Source organism: Agromyces sp. LHK192, from assembly GCF_004006235.1.
In the GTDB taxonomy this organism is placed as follows: domain Bacteria; phylum Actinomycetota; class Actinomycetes; order Actinomycetales; family Microbacteriaceae; genus Agromyces.
Map to the genome: position 1 here is coordinate 2697361 of NZ_CP034753.1, position 17469 is coordinate 2714829.

The following is a 17469-nucleotide window of genomic DNA, read 5'->3' on the forward strand; positions in this document are numbered from 1 at the left end:
GACCGCCTCACACGCGCGACCCCTCCCCGTGATCCGAAAGTCACCGGAACGAAACATCTCGGGAAAACGGCTGGAACCTCGGCCGTCGATCATCTGAGGCTATGGGCGCGAGCATCGACACCTCGACCCGGCCGGTGGCCGGGACGACTCGGACCGTCTGCTCGTACTGCGGAGTCGGATGCGGCATGACCGTGACGACGGCGGAGGTCGGGGCCGTCGATGCCTCCGGTCGTGCCCTGCTCGGCGTGACCAGGGTCGCCGGCGACAAGGCCCACCCGACCAACTCGGGCCGCCTGTGCACCAAGGGTGCGACCCACGGCGACCTGCTCGCCGCCCCCGGGCGCATGACGACCGCCTTCGTGCGCCCGACCCGCGACGAGGCCGCGGTGCCCGTCCCGCTCGCGACCGCGGTCGACGAGGCCGGTCGCCGGCTCCGGGCGATCATCGACGAGCACGGGCCCGACTCGGTGGCCGTGTACGTGTCCGGGCAGATGTCGACGGAGGCGCAGTACCTCTCGAACAAGCTCGTGAAGGGGTACCTGCGGGGCCTGCACATCGAGTCGAACTCGCGCCTGTGCATGGCGTCGGCCGGCACGGGCTACAAGCAGTCGCTCGGTGCCGACGGTCCGCCCGGCTCCTACGAGGACTTCGACCTCGCCGACCTGTTCTTCGTCATCGGGTCCAACACCGCCGACTGCCACCCGATCCTCTTCCTGCGCATGGCGGAGCGCCTGAAGCAGGGCGCGAAGCTCATCGTCGTCGACCCGCGGCGCACCCCGACCGCCGATCGCGCCGACCTCTTCCTCCAGATCCGGCCGGGTACCGACCTGGCACTGCTCAACGGGCTCCTGCACCTGCTGGTCGAGGACGGCGCCGTCGACGAGTCGTTCATCGCCGAGCACACCGACGGGTGGGATGCGATGCCCGCGTTCCTCGCCGACTACCGGCCGACCGCGGTCGCCGAGGTCACCGGGCTCGCAGAGGACGACCTCCGCACCGCTGCGCGGATGATCGCCGCGTCCGGCGAGTGGATGACCCTCTGGACGATGGGGCTCAACCAGTCGACGCACGGCACGTGGAACACCAACGCGATCTGCAACCTCCACCTCGCGACCGGCGCGATCTGCCGCCCCGGCAGCGGACCGTTCTCGCTCACCGGGCAGCCCAACGCGATGGGCGGCCGGGAGATGGGTTACATGGGTCCGGGGCTGCCCGGTCAGCGCGCCGTCTTCGACGCCGGCGACCGCGCATTCACCGAGGAACGGTGGGGGCTCGAGCCGGGCACCATCCGCGCCGAAGCGGGAGGCGGCACGATCGACCTGTACCGCCGGATGGCCGAGGGCACGATCAAGGCCGCCTGGATCATCTGCACCAATCCGGTCGCCTCGGTCGCGAACCGCAAGACGGTGATCGAGGGACTCGAGCAGGCCGAGCTCGTGATCGTGCAGGACGTGTTCGCCGAGACGGCGACGAACGCGTACGCCGACATCCTGCTGCCGGCGGCGATGTGGGTCGAGTCCGACGGCGTCATGGTGAACTCCGAGCGCACGCTCACGCTCGTGCAGCGCGCGATCGACCCGCCCGGCGACGCGCAACCCGACTGGCTCACGATCTGCCAGGTCGCCCGGGCGCTCGGCTACGGCGAGGGCTTCGACTTCGCGTCGAGCGAGGAGGTCTTCGACGAGATCCGCGGATTCTGGAACCCGAAGACCGGTTGGGATCTGCGCGGCGCCTCGTACGACCGTCTCCGCCGGACGCCGCTGCAGTGGCCGTGCCCGCCCGACGACGCGGCGACGCGGCATCCGATCCGGTATCTCAACGACGGCGTCAGCCAGTCGCTGCACGTCGACGCCGACGGGGCCCGGCCGCGGCTCGCGTTCGCGACGCCGACCCGCAGGGCCCAGTTCTTCGCCCGACCGCACCTCGACCCCGCCGAACTGCCCGACGACGACTTCCCCTGGGTGCTCAACACCGGCCGCCTGCAGCACCAGTGGCACACCATGACCAAGACGGGCCGCGTCGCGAAGCTCAACAAGCTGAACCCGTCGCCGTTCATCGAACTCCACCCGCAGGATGCCGCCGCCCACGGCATCGCCGACGGCGACCAGCTCGAGGTCGCGTCTCGGCGAGGGCGCGTCGTGCTGCCCGCCGTCGTCACCGACCGCGTGCGACCCGGATGCCTCTTCGCCCCGTTCCACTGGAACGACGAGCACGGCGAGTACCTGACCGTGAACGCGCTCACGAGCGACGCCGTCGACCCCGCGTCGCTCCAGCCCGAGTTCAAGTACGCGGCCGTGTCGATGCGGCGGATCGGCCCGGCGAGCTCCGCCGCCGCGCCGACCGGACTCGCCGCGTTCGTGCCGGGCGCTTCGGGCATGCTGCCGGATGCCTCGGATGCCCGGGCCGCGCTCGCGGCCCCCGATGCGTCGGCCGTGCGATCGGTGATGGAGCTCGCAGGCCTCGACGAGGCACCTGCGCCCACGCCGTCCGCGTCCGAGCGGATCTTCCTCGCGGGCTTCATGTCGGCGCTCGCGGCTGCACCGGCCACGACCACCGGCGTTCCCGTGCTGCCGCCGACCGCACCCCTCTCCGACGAGGTCCGCGCCTGGTTCGACGGGCTGCTCGCGGGGGCGTTCTCCCGGGTCGACGTGCCCTCAGGACGCCCGGCCACGGAACCGACCGCCGGGGCATCCGCCGACACGGCGTCGGCCGAAGCGGTCACCGTCCTCTGGGCCTCGCAGACCGGCAGCGCCGAGGAGTTCGCGAAGTCGTGCGTGAGGGCGCTCGAGGGCCGAGGCATCCGCGCCCGACTGGTCGACATGGACCAGATCGCCGCATCCGAGCTCGCCGGTGTCTCGCGCCTGCTCGTCGTGACCTCGACGTTCGGCGACGGCGGTCCGCCCGACAACGGCGCCGCGCTGTGGGAGGCGCTCAGCGCCGACGACGCTCCCCGGTTCGACGGAGTGCGCCACGCCGTGCTCGCGATGGGCGACTCGAACTACGACGACTTCTGCGGCCACGGCCGCAACCTCGACGCGCGCCTCAGCCAGCTCGGCGGCGTCGCGCTCCTGCCCCGCGTCGACTGCGAACCCGACGACGAGGGCCCTGCGGCCGAATGGCTCGAACGGGTGGTCGAGGTGCTCGCCGGTGACGTGCCCGGCGCGGCGACACCCGTCGCGGCCGCCGCCGCGCCGAGCGCCTCGCCCGCCACGACCCTGACGCGACCCGAGGTGTTCACGATCGCGGGCGACGGCGGCACCGTGACGCTGCTGGCCCCCCGGAAGGTCTTCACCCGCGACGCCCCGGTGCGCGCCGCCCTCACCACCAACACCGTGCTGAGCCTGCCCGGATCGAACAAGGAGGTGCGCCGGTTCGGGTTCGACCTCTCGGGTTCGGGCGCCGTCTACGAGGCCGGCGACGCCCTCGGGGTCATGGGCGCCAACAGCGGCGGCCTGGTGGCCGAGTGGCTCGGAGTGACCGGCCTCGGCGCCGGCACCATCATCGACGTCGACGGCGAGGACACCACGCTCGGCGAAGCGCTGCACACGCACTTCGACATCGCCCGCGTCACGGGCGACCTGCTGCGCTTCGTCGCGGCACGCAACCCCGACCCGAGGCTCTCCCGGCTCGCCCGCCACAAGACCGAGCTCGAGCAGTTCATGTGGGGCAGGCAGGCCGTCGACTTCCTGCGCGAGTTCCCAGCCCGAGCGACCGCCGACGAGTGGGCCGGCGTGCTCAAGCGCCTCCAGCCGCGGCAGTACTCGATCTCGTCGAGCCCGAAGACGGATCCCGACGAGGTGCAGCTCACCGTGTCGGTCGTGCGCTACGGGAACGACGGCGGCCTCGAGCGCGGCGGCGTCTGCTCGACCTTCCTGGCCGACCGGTGCGCCGACCGCACGGTGCCGATCTACCTCCAGCGCTCGGCGTCGTTCCGACCGCCGCGCAACCCGGACGCCCCCATGATCATGGTCGGACCGGGCACCGGTGTCGCGCCGTTCCGGGCGTTCCTGCACGATCGCCGCGCGGACGGGCACACCGGACGCAACTGGCTGTTCTTCGGCGAGCAGCACGGCGCGACGGACTTCTACTACCGGGAGGAGCTGGAGGAGATGTTCTCCGACGGATTCCTCACGCGCCTGGACCTCGCGTTCTCGCGGGACCAGCGGCAGAAGGTGTACGTCCAGGACCGGATGCGCGAGCACGGCGCCGAACTCTGGCGCTGGCTCGCCGACGGCGCGCACTTCTACGTGTGCGGCGACGCGACCCGCATGGCGAAGGACGTCGACGACACGCTCCTCCACATCCTCCGCGCGCACGGCAAGATGTCGGAGGACTCGGCGCTCGCGTACCGCAAGACGATGGTCGCCGAGAAACGCTACGTCCGCGACGTGTATTGATCGGCGACCGACGTAGGCTTCATCGCCGCGAATCCGGTCCGATCGCGTGCAGGTGCCGCGCGCGAGGTTCCGGATGTCGGCCGTCGGGGATAGCGTGGAGGCATGAGCGACACCAGCCACCCCGCCGACCGCGACGAACCGCGCGACCTCGAGTCCGCCGACGTGGCGCCCGAGGAGGAACTTCTCGAGGGCTGGCTGCCCGAGGCCGAGCCGACCGACGGTCCCGCCCCCGCCCCGTGAGCGCGGGCCAGCCCCGCACCTGAGGTCGAACGGGCTCGAGGGCCGGATTCGATGCAACGCTATGGTTCGCAGCAATCGGGAATAGCCGCACCACGGACCTGAGTTGGCGGACGGTAGGGCCGGGAGCGATCCGTCCGCACCGGCCCGACGGTCGTCATCCGACGAGCATCCGCACTACCGACAAGAATCCGCACCGCCAAACACCTGACGCCGCCGACGCCGGCCCGTCAGCATCCGCTGTCCGCCGTGACCGATGGGATCCGATCACGTGACTGAACGTCTCGCCGAAACCTCACCCGACACCGCCTCGAACGCGGTCGTCGAGGACGCGGCCGTCCGCGCCCACCAACCCGCCCACGGCGCGAGCAACACCAGGGTGATCTGGCTGCTGCTCGCGGCGACGTTCGTCGTCTTCCTCAACGAGACGATCATGGGCGTCGCGGTGCCGCACCTCGTCGACGACCTCGGCATCACGGTCACCGCCGCACAGTGGCTCACGACCGCGTTCATGCTCACCATGGCCGTCGTGATCCCGATCACCGGGTTCCTGATCCAGCGGTTCCCGACCAAGCCGCTGTTCGTGACCGCGATGACCCTCTTCTCGGCCGGCACGCTGCTCGCCGCCCTGGCGCCGGGGTTCGAGGTGCTGCTGACCGCGCGCGTCGTGCAGGCGAGCGGCACCGCGATCATGATGCCGTTGCTCATGACGACGCTCATGACCGTCGTGGCACCGTCCGACCGCGGTCGGTTCATGGGTCGCGTCTCCATCGTGATGTCGGTCGCGCCGGCGGTCGGACCGACGATCTCCGGGCTGGTGCTCGAGACGCTGAGTTGGCGCTACCTGTTCTGGATCGTGCTGCCCATCGCGCTCGTCATGCTCGTGATCGGTGCGCGCAAGGTCGAGACCGTGAACGAGCCGCGCAAGCTCCGGATCGACCTGCTGTCGGTCGTGCTCTCGGCATTCGGCTTCGGCGGGCTGGTCTACGGCCTCAGCCTGCTCGGCGGTGAATCCGGCGGCGACTCCGGCGGCGCGACGCCCGCGTGGGCCGTGTGGGTCGCCGTGGGCGTCGGCGTGGTCGGCATCGCCTGCTTCGTCGGCCGGCAGCTGCTGCTCCAGCGCGAGGACCGCGCACTGCTCGACCTGCGCACCTTCACGTCGCGGAACTTCACCATCTCGATCGGCATGATGGTCGTGCTCATGGCGACGCTGTTCGGAACCCTGATCGTGCTGCCGTTCTACCTCCAGCGCGTCCTGCTGCTCGATCCGTTGGCCACGGGCCTCCTGCTGCTGCCCGGCGGCCTCGTGATGGGCCTGCTCGGGCCGACCGTCGGGCGACTGTTCGACCGATTCGGGCCGACGCCGCTGCTCGTGCCGGCGAGCATCGTCCTGAGCGGGGTGCTCTGGTGGCTCACGACCGTCGGCGAGACGACGTCGGTGTGGTTCGTGCTGGCGGCGCACGTCGTGATGTCGATCGCGCTCGCGTTCATGTTCACGCCGCTGTTCACGTCGGCGCTGGGCTCGGTGGAACCGCGCTTCTACTCGCACGGCTCCGCGATCCTCGGCACGCTGCAGCAGGTGGCGGGGGCAGTCGGCACCGCACTGTTCATCTCGGTGCTGGCGGTGCGCGAGGCCGCGGCGTCCACGGCCGGCGCCGGGGAGATCGCCGCGCAGGCGGCCGGCATCCGCGGGGCCTTCCTCGTCGGGGCGATCCTCTCGATCGGTGCGATCGTGGGTGCGTTGTTCGTGCGCAAGCCCGCCGACATGGCGGAGGGCGCGCCGATCGGGCATTGACCGGCGAAGCGCGACCGCCGAGCCGGCCGCGTGCAGCCGCGCACCGGCGAGCACCCCGCGCCCGGTACCGGACGAGCAACGGCCCTGCGCACCTCCAGGTGCGCAGGGCCGTTCGCGTCGTGCTGCCTGACTACCCGCAGTTCGGGCGGCAGGTGCGCTGCGTGAGTGCGTCGACCAGCACCAGGCCGAGGTCCTCGGGCTTCGCGGCCGAGTAGGCGGCACCGCCCGTGGTCGCCGCGATCTGCTGCATGGCCGCGAGGTCGGTGTCCGGACCGAACCCGATCATGATGACCGGCACCGGCTTGGCCGGATCGGCGTTCTTCTGCAGTTCGGCGATCAACTGGTCGAGCGAGATGCCGTTCTCGTCTTCGTTCTTGCCGTCGGTGATGAGCAGGACGGAGTTGACCTTGTCGGGGTCGTAGCTCTCACGCACGCGCTGCACCGCAGCGAGCGTCGTGTCGTAGAGTCCCGTCGCGCCGCCGAGTCGCTGGGGCAATGAGCCGATGATGCCGTGGATCTGCTGCGTGTGCGCGGCGTCGGCGAGCGGGGCGATCGGCGCGAGGTCCTCGTAGTCGAGGTCGCCGTTGCGCGCCGTGGAGAAGACCCACACGCCGAGCTCGACCTCACCGGAGAACTTCGACATGGCGCCGATCGCGGCCTGCTGGAAGACGTCGATCCGGCGGAGGCCGTTCGCCGCGGGCTCCTCCATCGAACCGGAGACGTCGATGACGGCCAGCATGCGCGAACGGAGCGTCAGCACGCCCCATGCGCGGAGAATCTCGATCTGGGCCGCGTTGTCGAGGGTCGCCGCGGGGGCCGGCGCGGTCGCGCTCAGGCCGGCGATCTCCACCTCGCCGCTCCCATCGGGGGCGCGGAGCCCGACCGCGAGCAGTTCGTCGGTCGCGTCGCGCACGGCCTGCTCGAAGCGGTCCACGAGTTCCGCGCGCGACGCCGGCGCGGGCGTGGCCGTCGGCGCGGTGGATGCGTCCGACCCCTCGGTGCCGCGCGGCAGCACGAGGAACGGGTAGTCGAGCGAGACCGTGCCGTCGGCCGGGTACGCGGCGACGAGCGATTCGGTCGGCTCCCCCTGGTTGTAGGACGCGAGCTGCACCTCGCTCGTGACGGCGACGCTCGGCTGCTCAGCGGCCGGCAGTGAGCCGAAGGCGGCACTCGCCGAAGCGGGGATCGCCTTGCCGAGGGCGATCATGGCGCCAGGGAACGCCCGCGTGTCGCCGGCGGGGGCGTGCGCGCGCAGCGCGAGGAGCCCGGCGAGGCTCGCAGCCGATGCCTCGGGGTCGGGCAGCAGCGTGGGCAGCTTGCCGCTGAGCACGCGGCCCCAGGTGACGGGTTCGGTCGCGACGATCTCCTCGGCTCGGGCGCTGGGCACGGCGAAGACGATCGGGGAACTCGCGACGGACTCGCGGGCCTCGAGCTCGGGAGCGGCCTGGCCGAGCGAGGATGCGGTGGCCGCGACCCGGTCGACCCATACCGTCGAGTCCGGGACCCAGGCGTCGGCGTCGAGTCCCCCGCTCGCCACGACCGCGGCGGTGTCGGCGGAGTCCTGCGTCTGGATCTCGGTGTGCACGCAGTGGTCTTCGGCCGCGTCGAAGGACGCGGCGACGTCCTCGAGGACGGGCGCGATCGAGGTGTCGGCGACGACGAGCAGTTCCTGCTTCGTCTCGCACCCGGACTCGTCGGCGGCCGAGGCGAACAGCGGGTCGGCGATCCCGGTCACCCAGACGAAGACGCCGGATGCCACGAGGCCGACGACGGCTGCGCCGCCGACGATGGACATGATGAAGGCGCGCGACGGCGACTTCGTCGGCTTCTTCGGTGAAGCCGCGATGCTATGACGACCCAAGGGGACACTCCAAGCCGACCGGCGAAGCTGAAGCTTGGGGGGCTCGCCGGTCCCGGTCTGAACGGGTTCCCCCGTTCAGGGGGAGGGGTTCACCCAGTGTAGGCGATAGTTCCTCGACTCGTGTGGTCGAAATCCACCGCGGGCACGGGGAAGGGCGGGCGATGCCCCCTGCATCGCCCGCCGAGCCGGCCCCCCGACCGACTGCCGTGGTCCCATGCGACCGCTCGCACCCCCGTACGTGCGGATCGGGATCCCACGTTCCGATTCCCGTGTACAGGGACGATACCTCTTCTCGTCGCGCTCCGACAGGGGGTTGACGGACGGGGCTCCGCGGAGTCTGATGACGGGCATGGAGCGGTTCGCGGACCGGCACGATGCCGGCCGCCGATTGGGCGACGCCCTGCGCAAGCACCGGACGCCGGGCCCGCCCGCCGGAACATCGGTCGCGCCTTCCGACGCCCTGCCGGCGGACGACCCAGTGGTGCTCGCACTGCCGCGCGGCGGCGTTCCGGTCGCGGTCGAGGTCGCGCGCATCCTCGGCGTCCGGTGGGACGTGCTCGTCGTCCGCAAGCTCGGCCTGCCGTCATCGCCCGAGGTCGCGATGGGCGCGGTCGGCGAGGGCGGCACCGTGGTGTGGAACGCCGACGTCCGCCGACTCGCCTCGGACGACGTGGTCGATCGGGTCGAGGTCCGAGAGCGCGCCGAGGTCGCGAACAGGGTGGCGAGGTTCCGCGACCTGATGCCTCGTGCCGACCTCGCCGGGCGAACCGCGATCATCGTCGACGACGGGGTCGCGACGGGGGCGACGGCGCGGGCGGCCTGCCGGATCGCCCGCGAGCTCGGGGCTGCCCGGGTCGTCCTCGCGGTTCCCGTGGGACCGGGCGAGGTGCTCACCGCGCTCCGGCGCGACGCCGACGACGTGGTCTGCGTCCGGGTGCCGCCGCAGTTCATGGCGGTCGGGCAGCACTACGTCGACTTCCGACAGGTCACGGATGCCGAGGTCTCGGCACTTCTCGAGGCCGAGGCATCCGGACGGCGATGACGGCGCTCCGGACGGCGAGGGCGGCGTGTCGCCCTCGAGTCATCCCTGCTCCCCCATCGCCTCCGCCAGCAGCTCGGCCGCCCGGCCGAACGCGCCCGGGTCGGGGCCTGCGAAGTTGAGACGGAGGTAGCGACCGGTGGGCTCGGCGGGGAACCAGTCGTCGCCCGAGGCGACGACGACGCCGCGGGCCTCGGCGTCGCGGATCAGGCGCGCGAGGTCAGTGCCGTCGGGCAGGCGCACCCAGAGGTTGAGCCCGCCCGGAGGGACGGCCTCGATCGTCGCCCCGGGCAGGTGCGCGGTGACGGCGTCGACGAGGAGGTCGCGTCGTGCGCGGAGTCGGCGGGCGAGGCCACGCAGGTGGGACTGCCAGGCGGGCTGGGTGACGACGTCGAGCGCGGCGGCCTGGAGCGCGCCGCTGACGTACATCGACTGCGCCTCCAGGTCGGCGAGGAGCCGCTCGTGCACCGGCCCGCGTGCCACGAGCGCGGCGACGCGGATCGCGGGAGACACGCTCTTGGTCAACGATCGCAGGTAGACGACGTGCCCGCCGTCGTCGCGGGCGGCGAGCGGTGCGGCGTGCGTGGTGATGCCGAAGTCGTGCGCCCAGTCGTCCTCGACGAGGAAGGCGCCGTGGGCCCGGACGAGGTCGAGCACGGCCTCCCCGTGCGCCTGGCTCCACTGCGCGCCGGTGGGGTTCGCATACGTCGGCTGCGCGTAGAAGCCGCGCGCGCCGGTCTCGGTGAAGGCGCGGTCGAGGGCGACGAGGTCGGGTCCGGCGGGGCCGGTCGGCACCGGCACGAGCGAGACGCCGACCTGCGCGGCGGCGAGGATCGCACCCCAGTACGTCGGCGATTCGACGAGCAGCGACCCGCCCGGACCCGCGATGCTGCGGAACGCGGCGCCGAGACCGAGCTGGCTGCCCGGCAGCACGATCACGTCGCGCGCCGACGGCGCCGTGTACCGCGCCGGCGTCTGCTCGGCGAGTTCCGCGGCGAACCAGGTGCGCAGCTCGAGCAGGCCGGCCGACGGCGTGCGCACGAGCGCCGCATCGCCCCTGGCCGCTCGGGCGAGCGCCGCCCGCACCGCCCGCTCCGGCAGGAGTTCGCGGTCCGGGTATCCCGAATGCAGCGAGATCAGCTCGGCGGACGGCGTGCGGAGCGCGGCGGACGCGGCCGAGCGCGCCGGGCCTGCGGCGCCCAGCGCGGCCGTCTGCCAGGAGTAGTCGTGGGCGCGAACGGTGCGTGGCGCGCGGACGAAGGCACCGACGCCCGGCCGGGTCTCGACGAGTCCCTCGGCGCTGAGCGCGCGCAGCGCGCGCTGCACGGTCACCGGGCTCACCGCATGACGAACGGTCAGCTCGCGCGTCGACGGCAGTCGCGCGCCGGGCGCCGCTGCGGCGATCCAAGTGCGGAGGTCGTCGGCGACCCGATCACTGCTACCGTGATTCATGAAGGATCAGAGTAGCGCTATCGCCCCAATTCCCCCTCCGCTTTCCTCCGAGCGCCTGGAACCAGCTCGCCCCCGCGGGCCTCGCGCCGATACGACCGGTGTCGGCCTCGCATGGGGTCTCCTCGGCGTCCTCGCGTTCTCCCTCACCATCCCGATGACCCGGATCGCCGTGGAGTCCGACCGCCTGTCGCCGATGTTCGTCGGCGGCGGCCGCGCCGTGATCGCCGCCCTGCTCGGCGCCACGGCGCTCGCCCTGACCCGCCAACGCCGCCCCCGCGGCCGGCAGTGGCTCCGAGTCGCGGTCGTCGCGGGCGGCGCGGTCGCCGGATTCCCGCTGCTGACCTCCTTCGCGCTGACGCAGGCGCCCGCCGGGCACGCCGCGGTCGTGATCGCCCTGCTGCCCGCGACCACCGCAGTGGTGTCCGTGCTCCGAACGGGCGAGCGACCCGGCCGAGCGTTCTGGGCGGCGGCGATCGCCGGTGCCGTCGCCGCCGTCGTGTTCGCGACCGTGCAGCACAGCTCCGCAGGCGGGACGACGACGGACGATGCCGGCGCGATGTTCGCCGCCGACGCCCTGCTCTTCGCCGCCGTCGTCGTCTGCGCGATCGCCTACGCCGAGGGCGGGCTCCTGGCGCGCGAACTCGGTTCCTGGCAGACCATCTCGTGGGCGCTCGTCGTCGCAGCACCCGTGATGCTCGCGCTGACGGCGATCGCGGCGCTCGAGCACCTGCCGTCCGGCACGATGGTCGAATGGCTGGCGTTCGCCTACCTCGGCGTGGTCAGCATGTTCCTCGGTTTCGTCGCCTGGTACCGGGGACTCGCGATCGGCCCGCTCGCCCAGGTGAGCCAGGTGCAGCTCGCCCAGCCCGTCATGACCATCGCGTGGGCCGCGCTCCTCCTGCGCGAGCCGCTCGGCTGGCCGACCGTGCTCGGCGGCGTGACCGTCGTCGCATGCGCCCTCGTCGCGGTCCGAACGCGGAACCGCCCGGCCCGCACGAGCCCGCGCCGGCACGCACGACCGCGTGCGCGAACGCATCCGCATCGCCGAGGCGGCGGTTAGCCGACCGGTCGCCTGCCCACGACGTACGTGCCGCCGAGGTCGTCGTCGGCGCCGATCCGCGCGTCCATCCCGCCGTCGCGCACGATCTTCGCGGTCGACTCCGCCTGTGCCGCGCTCGTCTCGATGAGCAAGTGCCCGCCGGGGCGGAGCCAGCGGAGGGCGTCGGCCGCGACCCGACGATGCAGGTCGAGCCCGTCCGCACCGCCGTCGAGGGTGTGCATCGGCTCGTACTCCCTGGCCTCGCGGGGCATCAGGGCGACCTCCGCAGTCGGCACGTACGGCGCGTTCACCACGAGCACGCCGACGGTGCCGACCAGGTCCGCCGGCAACGCCTCGTAGAGGTCGCCCGCCGCAGCCCGCCCGCCGAACCGCGCGAGGTTCCGGTCGGCGACCGCGACCGCGACCGGGTCGACATCCGCCCCGACGAGCCGGGCGACCGGGGCCGACGCGGCGACGGCCGCGCCGATCGCGCCGATCCCGCAGCACAGGTCGACGACGACCGGGGCCGGATGCATCCGCGCGGCGAGCCGGACCGCCTCGGCCGCCAGCGCCTCGGATCGACGCCGCGGCACGAACACCCCGGGCGCCACCTCCAGCCGGAGACCGGCGAAGGCCACCCAGCCGAGCAGGGGCTCGAGCGGTTCGCCCGCGACCCTGCGGGCGACGAGCGCCTCGAGCGAGGAGGCATCCGGTGCCGCTTCGCGCAGCAGCTGCGCCTCCTCCTCCGCGAACACGCATCCCGCGGCGCGAAGGCGCGCGACCAACGGGTCGGCGGGTACGCCGTCGCTCACTTGACCAGCCGCGACAGCACGCGATCGGCGAGCACCTTGCCGCCGGTCTGGCAGGTGGGGCAGTACTGGAACGTCGAGTCGGTGAACTCGACCTGGCGCACGCCGTCGCCGCACACCGGGCACGGTTGACCGGTGCGTCCGTGCACCAGCATGCCGCGCCGCTTGGCATCCTTCAGCTCAGCCGGTGGGCGACCGGATGCCTCGTCGACGGCCTCGGCGAGCGTGTCGCGCATGGCCCGGTACAGCCGCGCGACGTCATCGCCCGAGAGGTTCGCGGCGAGCGCGTACGGCGACATGCGCGCGGCGTGCAGGATCTCGTCGGAGTACGCGTTGCCGATGCCGGCGAACACCGACTGGTCGCGCAGCACGCCCTTGATGCGCGTGCGGCGACCGGCGAGCACCGCCGCGAAGTCGGACTCGCCGAACCCGGGCGCAGTCGGGTCGGGTCCGAGCCGGGCGATCCCCGGGATCTCCGCGGGGTCGCGGACGACGTAGACCGCGAGCGACTTCTTCGTGCCGGCCTCGGTGAGGTCGAACCCGGAACCGTCGTCGAGACGCACCCGCAGTGCGAGCGGCGACTTCGCGGGCTTCACCGGCGTCTTCGGCACCTCGTCGTACCAGCGCAGCCAGCCGGCGCGCGCGAGGTGGAACACCAGGTGCGCCTCGCCGGTCGACAGGTCGACGAACTTGCCGTGCCGGTTCGCCTCGATGATCGTGGCACCCTCGATCGCGTGCAGGGGCGGGTCGAACGTCTTCAGCGCCGAGATCGACGCCAGCCGGGCGGATGCCACGGCATGGCCGACCGCTCGCTCGCGCAGGAAGCGGACGAGCGCCTCGACCTCAGGCAGTTCGGGCACGCCTCCATCCTGCACCCGCGCGGCGACATCCGCCCCGATTCCCGGCGGGAGGGCTGCGGCCTCCGCTCAGCCGGCTTCCGCGGGCCGCGTCGTGCGGTCGAGCCGGCGGTCGGGCATCCGACCGAGCAGCCGGTCGAGGCCGATGACGGCCGCGGCGAGCGCGGCTGCGCACACGCCGAGCAGGAGCACCTGCACCAGGACCGTGCCGTAGCCGACCCCGGCCGGGTCGAGGATCGCGTACGGGTACGGGTCCGGCGCACCGGGCAGCAGTTCGGCGCGAGCCACGGTGACGGCGACGGACCCGGCAGGGAGCACGAGCCACAGCGGGATGTCGCGGAAGCGGGCCACGCCGTGGGGCCGGAAGAGCACCAGGTCGAGCAGCACGAGCACCGGCGCGACGTACTGCAGCAGGAACACCGACCGGTTCGCGAGCAGTTCCGCTGGCGTCGCGGCGTCGAGCAGGCCCATCGGCAGGTGGTCGCCGTGCCCCTCGACGAGGTGGCCGACGAGCATCGCGGTCAGCAGCCAGAACACCACCGCGCCACGCAGGCGGGGAGCGGGTGCGCCGGCATCGCCCCGCGCGACGGCGAGGTACATCGCAGCGGCGAAGTAGCCGATCGCGATCACGCCGACCTGGGCGGTGAAGAGGTGCAGACCGTGGCCGCCGCTCGCGAGTCCGGCGACGAGCGTGGCGACGATGACGATCCGCCAGGTGAACGCCGCCCGGTCGACCTCGCGGGGTTCGTGCAGCGCCGGCGGTTCCGAACGCGGGTGCGGCGCAGGCAACCCTTCGGCGAGCGGGAGTTCGGTCGCCGAACCGGGGTGCGGCGCGGGCTCCCGATCGATGGCGAGCGGGAGTTCGGTCGGCGGGGCAACGCTCATCGGATCTCCTCGTCGGCCCTCCCCCGCGGGCGATCGTCGCCGGCGGGGCCGACGGCCCGTCAGCCGGGCGACCCCATGCTAGCGACTTGACCGCGTGCGGGTCGCATGGGTTACGCTGCCGTGCATGCAGACCGCGTCGACCCGTTCCTGGTGGCCCGCCTCCTAGGCGGACCGCAGCGACTCGACGCTCGACGACCGCCCGAGGGCGGTCGTCTCGTCTCAGCGGCGACTCCCGAGGGTCCGACCCCGGAGACGACATGACCACGCACTCCCCCGGCGCCCGCGCCGGCACCTCGGTTCCGCGCCCGGCGCACCCGCTGCTGACGCACGTGCTCGACGGCGGGGCATCCGCCTACGCCCTGATCCGGCGCGAACGCGATCCGTTCGTGGATGTGCTCGCGGGCGACGTCGTCGACGTCGACCGGCTCGCCGACATCCCGCTCGACGGCGCGGAGGTCCTCGCCCTCGTGCCGTTCCGGCAGGTCCGCGAGCGGGGTTTCGACGCGCTCGACGACGGGGCGCCGCTGCGCTGCCTCGTGGTCCGTGCGAGCGAGCGGGTCGATCTCGACGCCGCCGTCGATGCGCTGCCCGCGCGCTCCCCCGCCGTGGCCGGTCTCGGCGTCGACGTCTCCGACGACGACTACGCCGCGATCGTGCGCGGCGTGATCGACGACGAGATCGGGCGCGGCGAGGGCGCGAACTTCGTGATCCGCCGCGAGTTCACCGCATCGACGGATGCCGCTCCCGGCGCCGCCGCGCTCGCCTGGCTCCGTGCACTGCTCGAGCACGAACGCGGCGCGTACTGGACCTTCGCGATCGTCACGCCCGGGCTCGCCGCGGTGGGGGCGACGCCCGAGCGGCACGTGAGCTCGATCGACGGCGTGGTGTCGATGAACCCGATCAGCGGGACGTTCCGCCACGTCGACGGGCCGCCCGACGCTGCGGCGCTCGACGGCTTCCTCGCCGACGTCAAGGAGCGCGAGGAGCTCGTCATGGTCGTCGACGAGGAGCTCAAGATGATGAGCGCGGTCTGCCCGGACGGCGGACGCATCCGTGGTCCGTTCCTGAAGCGGATGTCGCGGCTCACGCACACCGAGTACCTGCTCGAGGGCCGCAGCGCGCTCGACCCGCGTGAGGTGCTGCGCCGCACGATGTTCGCACCGACCGTGACCGGCTCGCCCATGGGCAATGCGTGCACGGTGATCGCCAGGCATGAGACGACCCCGCGCGGCTATTACGGCGCCGTGCTCGCGCGGTTCACACCGACCGCGTCGGGGTACGACCTCGACGCCCCGATCCTGATCCGCACCGCGTACGTCGACGATTCGGGGCGGGTCCGGGTTCCGGTCGGCGCGACGCTCGTCCGCCACTCGACTCCCGCCGACGAGGTCGCCGAGACGCATGCCAAGGCCGCGGGCATCCTCTCGGCGATCGGCGCGCTGCCTCGCGCCGGTGCGGCCGCCGATGCTCCCGCGGCCGCCGGGGCGGATGCCCCGGCCGGCGAGCCCGAGGCATCCGACGCTGCTGATGCGTCCGCGCATCCGCTGCTGGCCGATCGGAACGCGTCGCTCGCCGCGTTCTGGCGGACCCCGCAGGGCGGGGCACGACCGCCGCGCGCGACCGCGCTCGTGGTCGACGCGCACGACGACTTCACGACGATGCTGACGCATCAACTGCGCCACCTCGGCATCGACGCTCGCATCGTCGGGTGGGCGGACGCCGCTCCCGACGCCGATGCCGACCTCGTCGTCTTCGGCCCAGGCCCCGGCGACCCCCGGGCGATCGACGATCCACGGGTCGCCCGGTTGCGCGAGCTCATCGTCACGCGGGCGGGGTCGGGACGCCCGCTGCTCGCGGTCTGCTTCAGCCACCAGATCCTCGCGGGCCTCGCCGGCCTCGACCTCGCACCGCTGCCGGCACCGCAACAGGGGGTGCAGCGCAGCGTCGACGTCTTCGGGCACGACGCCCGCGTCGGGTTCTACAACACGTTCACGGCCGTGTCCGGCGGCCGTGCCACGACGCCGGAGCTCGGGCTCGAGATCGCGGCCGACGACACCGGCGCGGTGCACGCCCTGCGAGGTCCGGGCGTCGCCTCGGTGCAGGGCCACCTCGAGTCGGTGCTGTCGGTCGACGGCCTGGCGACGCTCGACCGGCTGACGGCGGAACTGCTCGCCGGGGCGGCCGCCGAGCGCGCTCGGGAGCAGCCCGCGGCGTAGCGCCCTACTCGCCCTTCACCGGCAGGAGCTCGCCGCCGGTCTGGCAGGTGGGGCAGTACTGCGCCGTCGTGCTCGCGAACGAGAAGTCGCGGATCACGTCGCCGCACACCGGGCACACCTCGCCCGCACGGCCGTGCACCCGCATCGCAGCGACCTTGGCCGCCTTCAGCCCCGCGATCGGCACGCCCCGGCGCGCCTCGATCGCCTCGCGCACGACGCCGGTCGTCGCGTCGTACAGCCGCCCGAGGGCGTCGGCGTCGAGCGACGCGGCATGCACGACCGGCGACACCCTCGCCCGGTGCAGGATCTCGTCGGAGTACGCGTTGCCGATGCCCGCGAGCGACTCCTGCTCTTGGAGCACCGCCTTCACCTGCTTGCGGCGGCCGGTGACGGCCCGGTCGAACGCGTCGCGCGAGAACCCGGGATCGGCCGGATCGGGGCCGAGCTTGGCCACGGCCGGGACCTCGACCGGGTCGTCGACGACGAACAGGCCGAGCGACACCCAGGTTCCGGCATCCGTCAACTCGATCGGCGGCGCGCCGTCGAAGGCGAGCTCCACGAGCGCGGGCGGCTCACTCGCTTCGGCGCCGTCCCCGGCTCCGCCGGGCTCGGTCGTCGCGGTGGCGTCGTCCCCCGCCCACCTCGCCCAGCCGTGCCGTCCGAGCGACACGACCACGTGGCCGGCGTCGCCGAACCCGAGGTCGATCAGTTTGCCGTGGCGCGTCACCTGCGCAACGGCCCGGCCGGCGAGCGACGAGGGCGGGCGGGATCTGGTCTTCGTCGTGCGGAACTCGAGCACGTCGACTCCGGCGAGTGCGCGACCTGCCAGCCGTGCACCGAGTTCGTCGGCGAGCGCCTGCACCTCCGGTGATTCCGGCATGC

At 72.9% G+C, this 17469-nt stretch carries 12 protein-coding genes; 6 read left to right on the forward strand and 6 right to left on the reverse strand.

The window, feature by feature from the left end; translation table 11 throughout:
* Positions 1-101: 101 nt before the first annotated feature.
* The 3 genes from ELQ40_RS12155 to ELQ40_RS12160 all read left to right on the forward strand — a co-directional run bounded on the left by ELQ40_RS12155 (position 102) and on the right by ELQ40_RS12160 (position 6429).
* Complete coding sequence (locus ELQ40_RS12155) at positions 102-4397, forward strand: bifunctional nitrate reductase/sulfite reductase flavoprotein subunit alpha (protein WP_127793916.1); 4296 nt, start codon at positions 102-104, stop codon at positions 4395-4397.
* A gap of 102 nt (positions 4398-4499) precedes the next feature.
* A complete protein-coding gene (locus ELQ40_RS18785) occupies positions 4500-4637 on the forward strand; it encodes a hypothetical protein (protein WP_164863572.1) in 138 nt (45 codons plus the stop codon).
* Between the two features lie 268 nt (positions 4638-4905).
* Complete coding sequence (locus ELQ40_RS12160; RefSeq protein WP_240665783.1) at positions 4906-6429, forward strand: MDR family MFS transporter; 1524 nt, start codon at positions 4906-4908, stop codon at positions 6427-6429.
* Between the two features lie 130 nt (positions 6430-6559).
* Here the strand turns inward: ELQ40_RS12160 and ELQ40_RS12165 are convergent, their stop codons facing one another.
* Positions 6560-8290 carry a substrate-binding domain-containing protein gene (locus ELQ40_RS12165; protein ID WP_127793918.1) on the reverse strand — a complete coding sequence of 577 codons (1731 nt, stop codon included), beginning with the start codon at positions 8288-8290 and terminating at the stop codon, positions 6560-6562.
* A 349-nt stretch (positions 8291-8639) separates the two neighbouring features.
* Here ELQ40_RS12165 and ELQ40_RS12170 point away from each other — a divergent pair, with 349 nt between their 5' ends.
* Positions 8640-9332: a phosphoribosyltransferase gene (locus ELQ40_RS12170; RefSeq protein ID WP_205649335.1), complete on the forward strand. Its 693-nt coding sequence runs from the start codon at positions 8640-8642 to the stop codon at positions 9330-9332.
* A gap of 39 nt (positions 9333-9371) precedes the next feature.
* Here ELQ40_RS12170 and ELQ40_RS12175 read toward each other — a convergent pair whose 3' ends face one another.
* Entirely contained in the window at positions 9372-10781 is a 1410-nt protein-coding gene (locus ELQ40_RS12175) for a PLP-dependent aminotransferase family protein (RefSeq protein ID WP_127793920.1), read from the reverse strand.
* Positions 10782-10836: 55 nt separating this feature from the next.
* Here ELQ40_RS12175 and ELQ40_RS12180 point away from each other — a divergent pair, with 55 nt between their 5' ends.
* On the forward strand, positions 10837-11841 hold the full coding sequence (locus tag ELQ40_RS12180) for a DMT family transporter (RefSeq protein ID WP_255424728.1): 1005 nt from the start codon (positions 10837-10839) through the stop codon (positions 11839-11841).
* Here ELQ40_RS12180 and ELQ40_RS12185 read toward each other — a convergent pair.
* The 3 genes from ELQ40_RS12185 to ELQ40_RS12195 all read right to left on the reverse strand — a co-directional run bounded on the left by ELQ40_RS12185 (position 11838) and on the right by ELQ40_RS12195 (position 14371).
* The gene (locus tag ELQ40_RS12185; RefSeq protein ID WP_127793922.1) at positions 11838-12632 is read right to left on the reverse strand and encodes a putative protein N(5)-glutamine methyltransferase; all 795 of its coding nucleotides are present in this window, start codon (positions 12630-12632) and stop codon (positions 11838-11840) included. The two genes, ELQ40_RS12180 and ELQ40_RS12185, sit on opposite strands and share 4 nt — an antisense overlap.
* A complete protein-coding gene (locus ELQ40_RS12190; protein WP_127793923.1) occupies positions 12629-13489 on the reverse strand; it encodes an Fpg/Nei family DNA glycosylase in 861 nt (286 codons plus the stop codon). The genes ELQ40_RS12185 and ELQ40_RS12190 overlap by 4 nt, the downstream gene beginning before the upstream one ends.
* Before the next feature lie 66 nt (positions 13490-13555).
* Positions 13556-14371 carry a Pr6Pr family membrane protein gene (locus ELQ40_RS12195; RefSeq protein WP_127793924.1) on the reverse strand — a complete coding sequence of 272 codons (816 nt, stop codon included), beginning with the start codon at positions 14369-14371 and terminating at the stop codon, positions 13556-13558.
* A 257-nt stretch (positions 14372-14628) separates the two neighbouring features.
* On the opposite strand from ELQ40_RS12195, the gene ELQ40_RS12200 reads away from it, so the two are divergent.
* Positions 14629-16587: an anthranilate synthase family protein gene (locus tag ELQ40_RS12200; RefSeq protein ID WP_127793925.1), complete on the forward strand. Its 1959-nt coding sequence runs from the start codon at positions 14629-14631 to the stop codon at positions 16585-16587.
* A gap of 4 nt (positions 16588-16591) precedes the next feature.
* Here ELQ40_RS12200 and ELQ40_RS12205 read toward each other — a convergent pair whose 3' ends face one another.
* A complete protein-coding gene (locus tag ELQ40_RS12205) occupies positions 16592-17467 on the reverse strand; it encodes a DNA-formamidopyrimidine glycosylase family protein (protein WP_127793926.1) in 876 nt (291 codons plus the stop codon).
* Between the last annotated feature and the right edge of the window lie 2 nt (positions 17468-17469).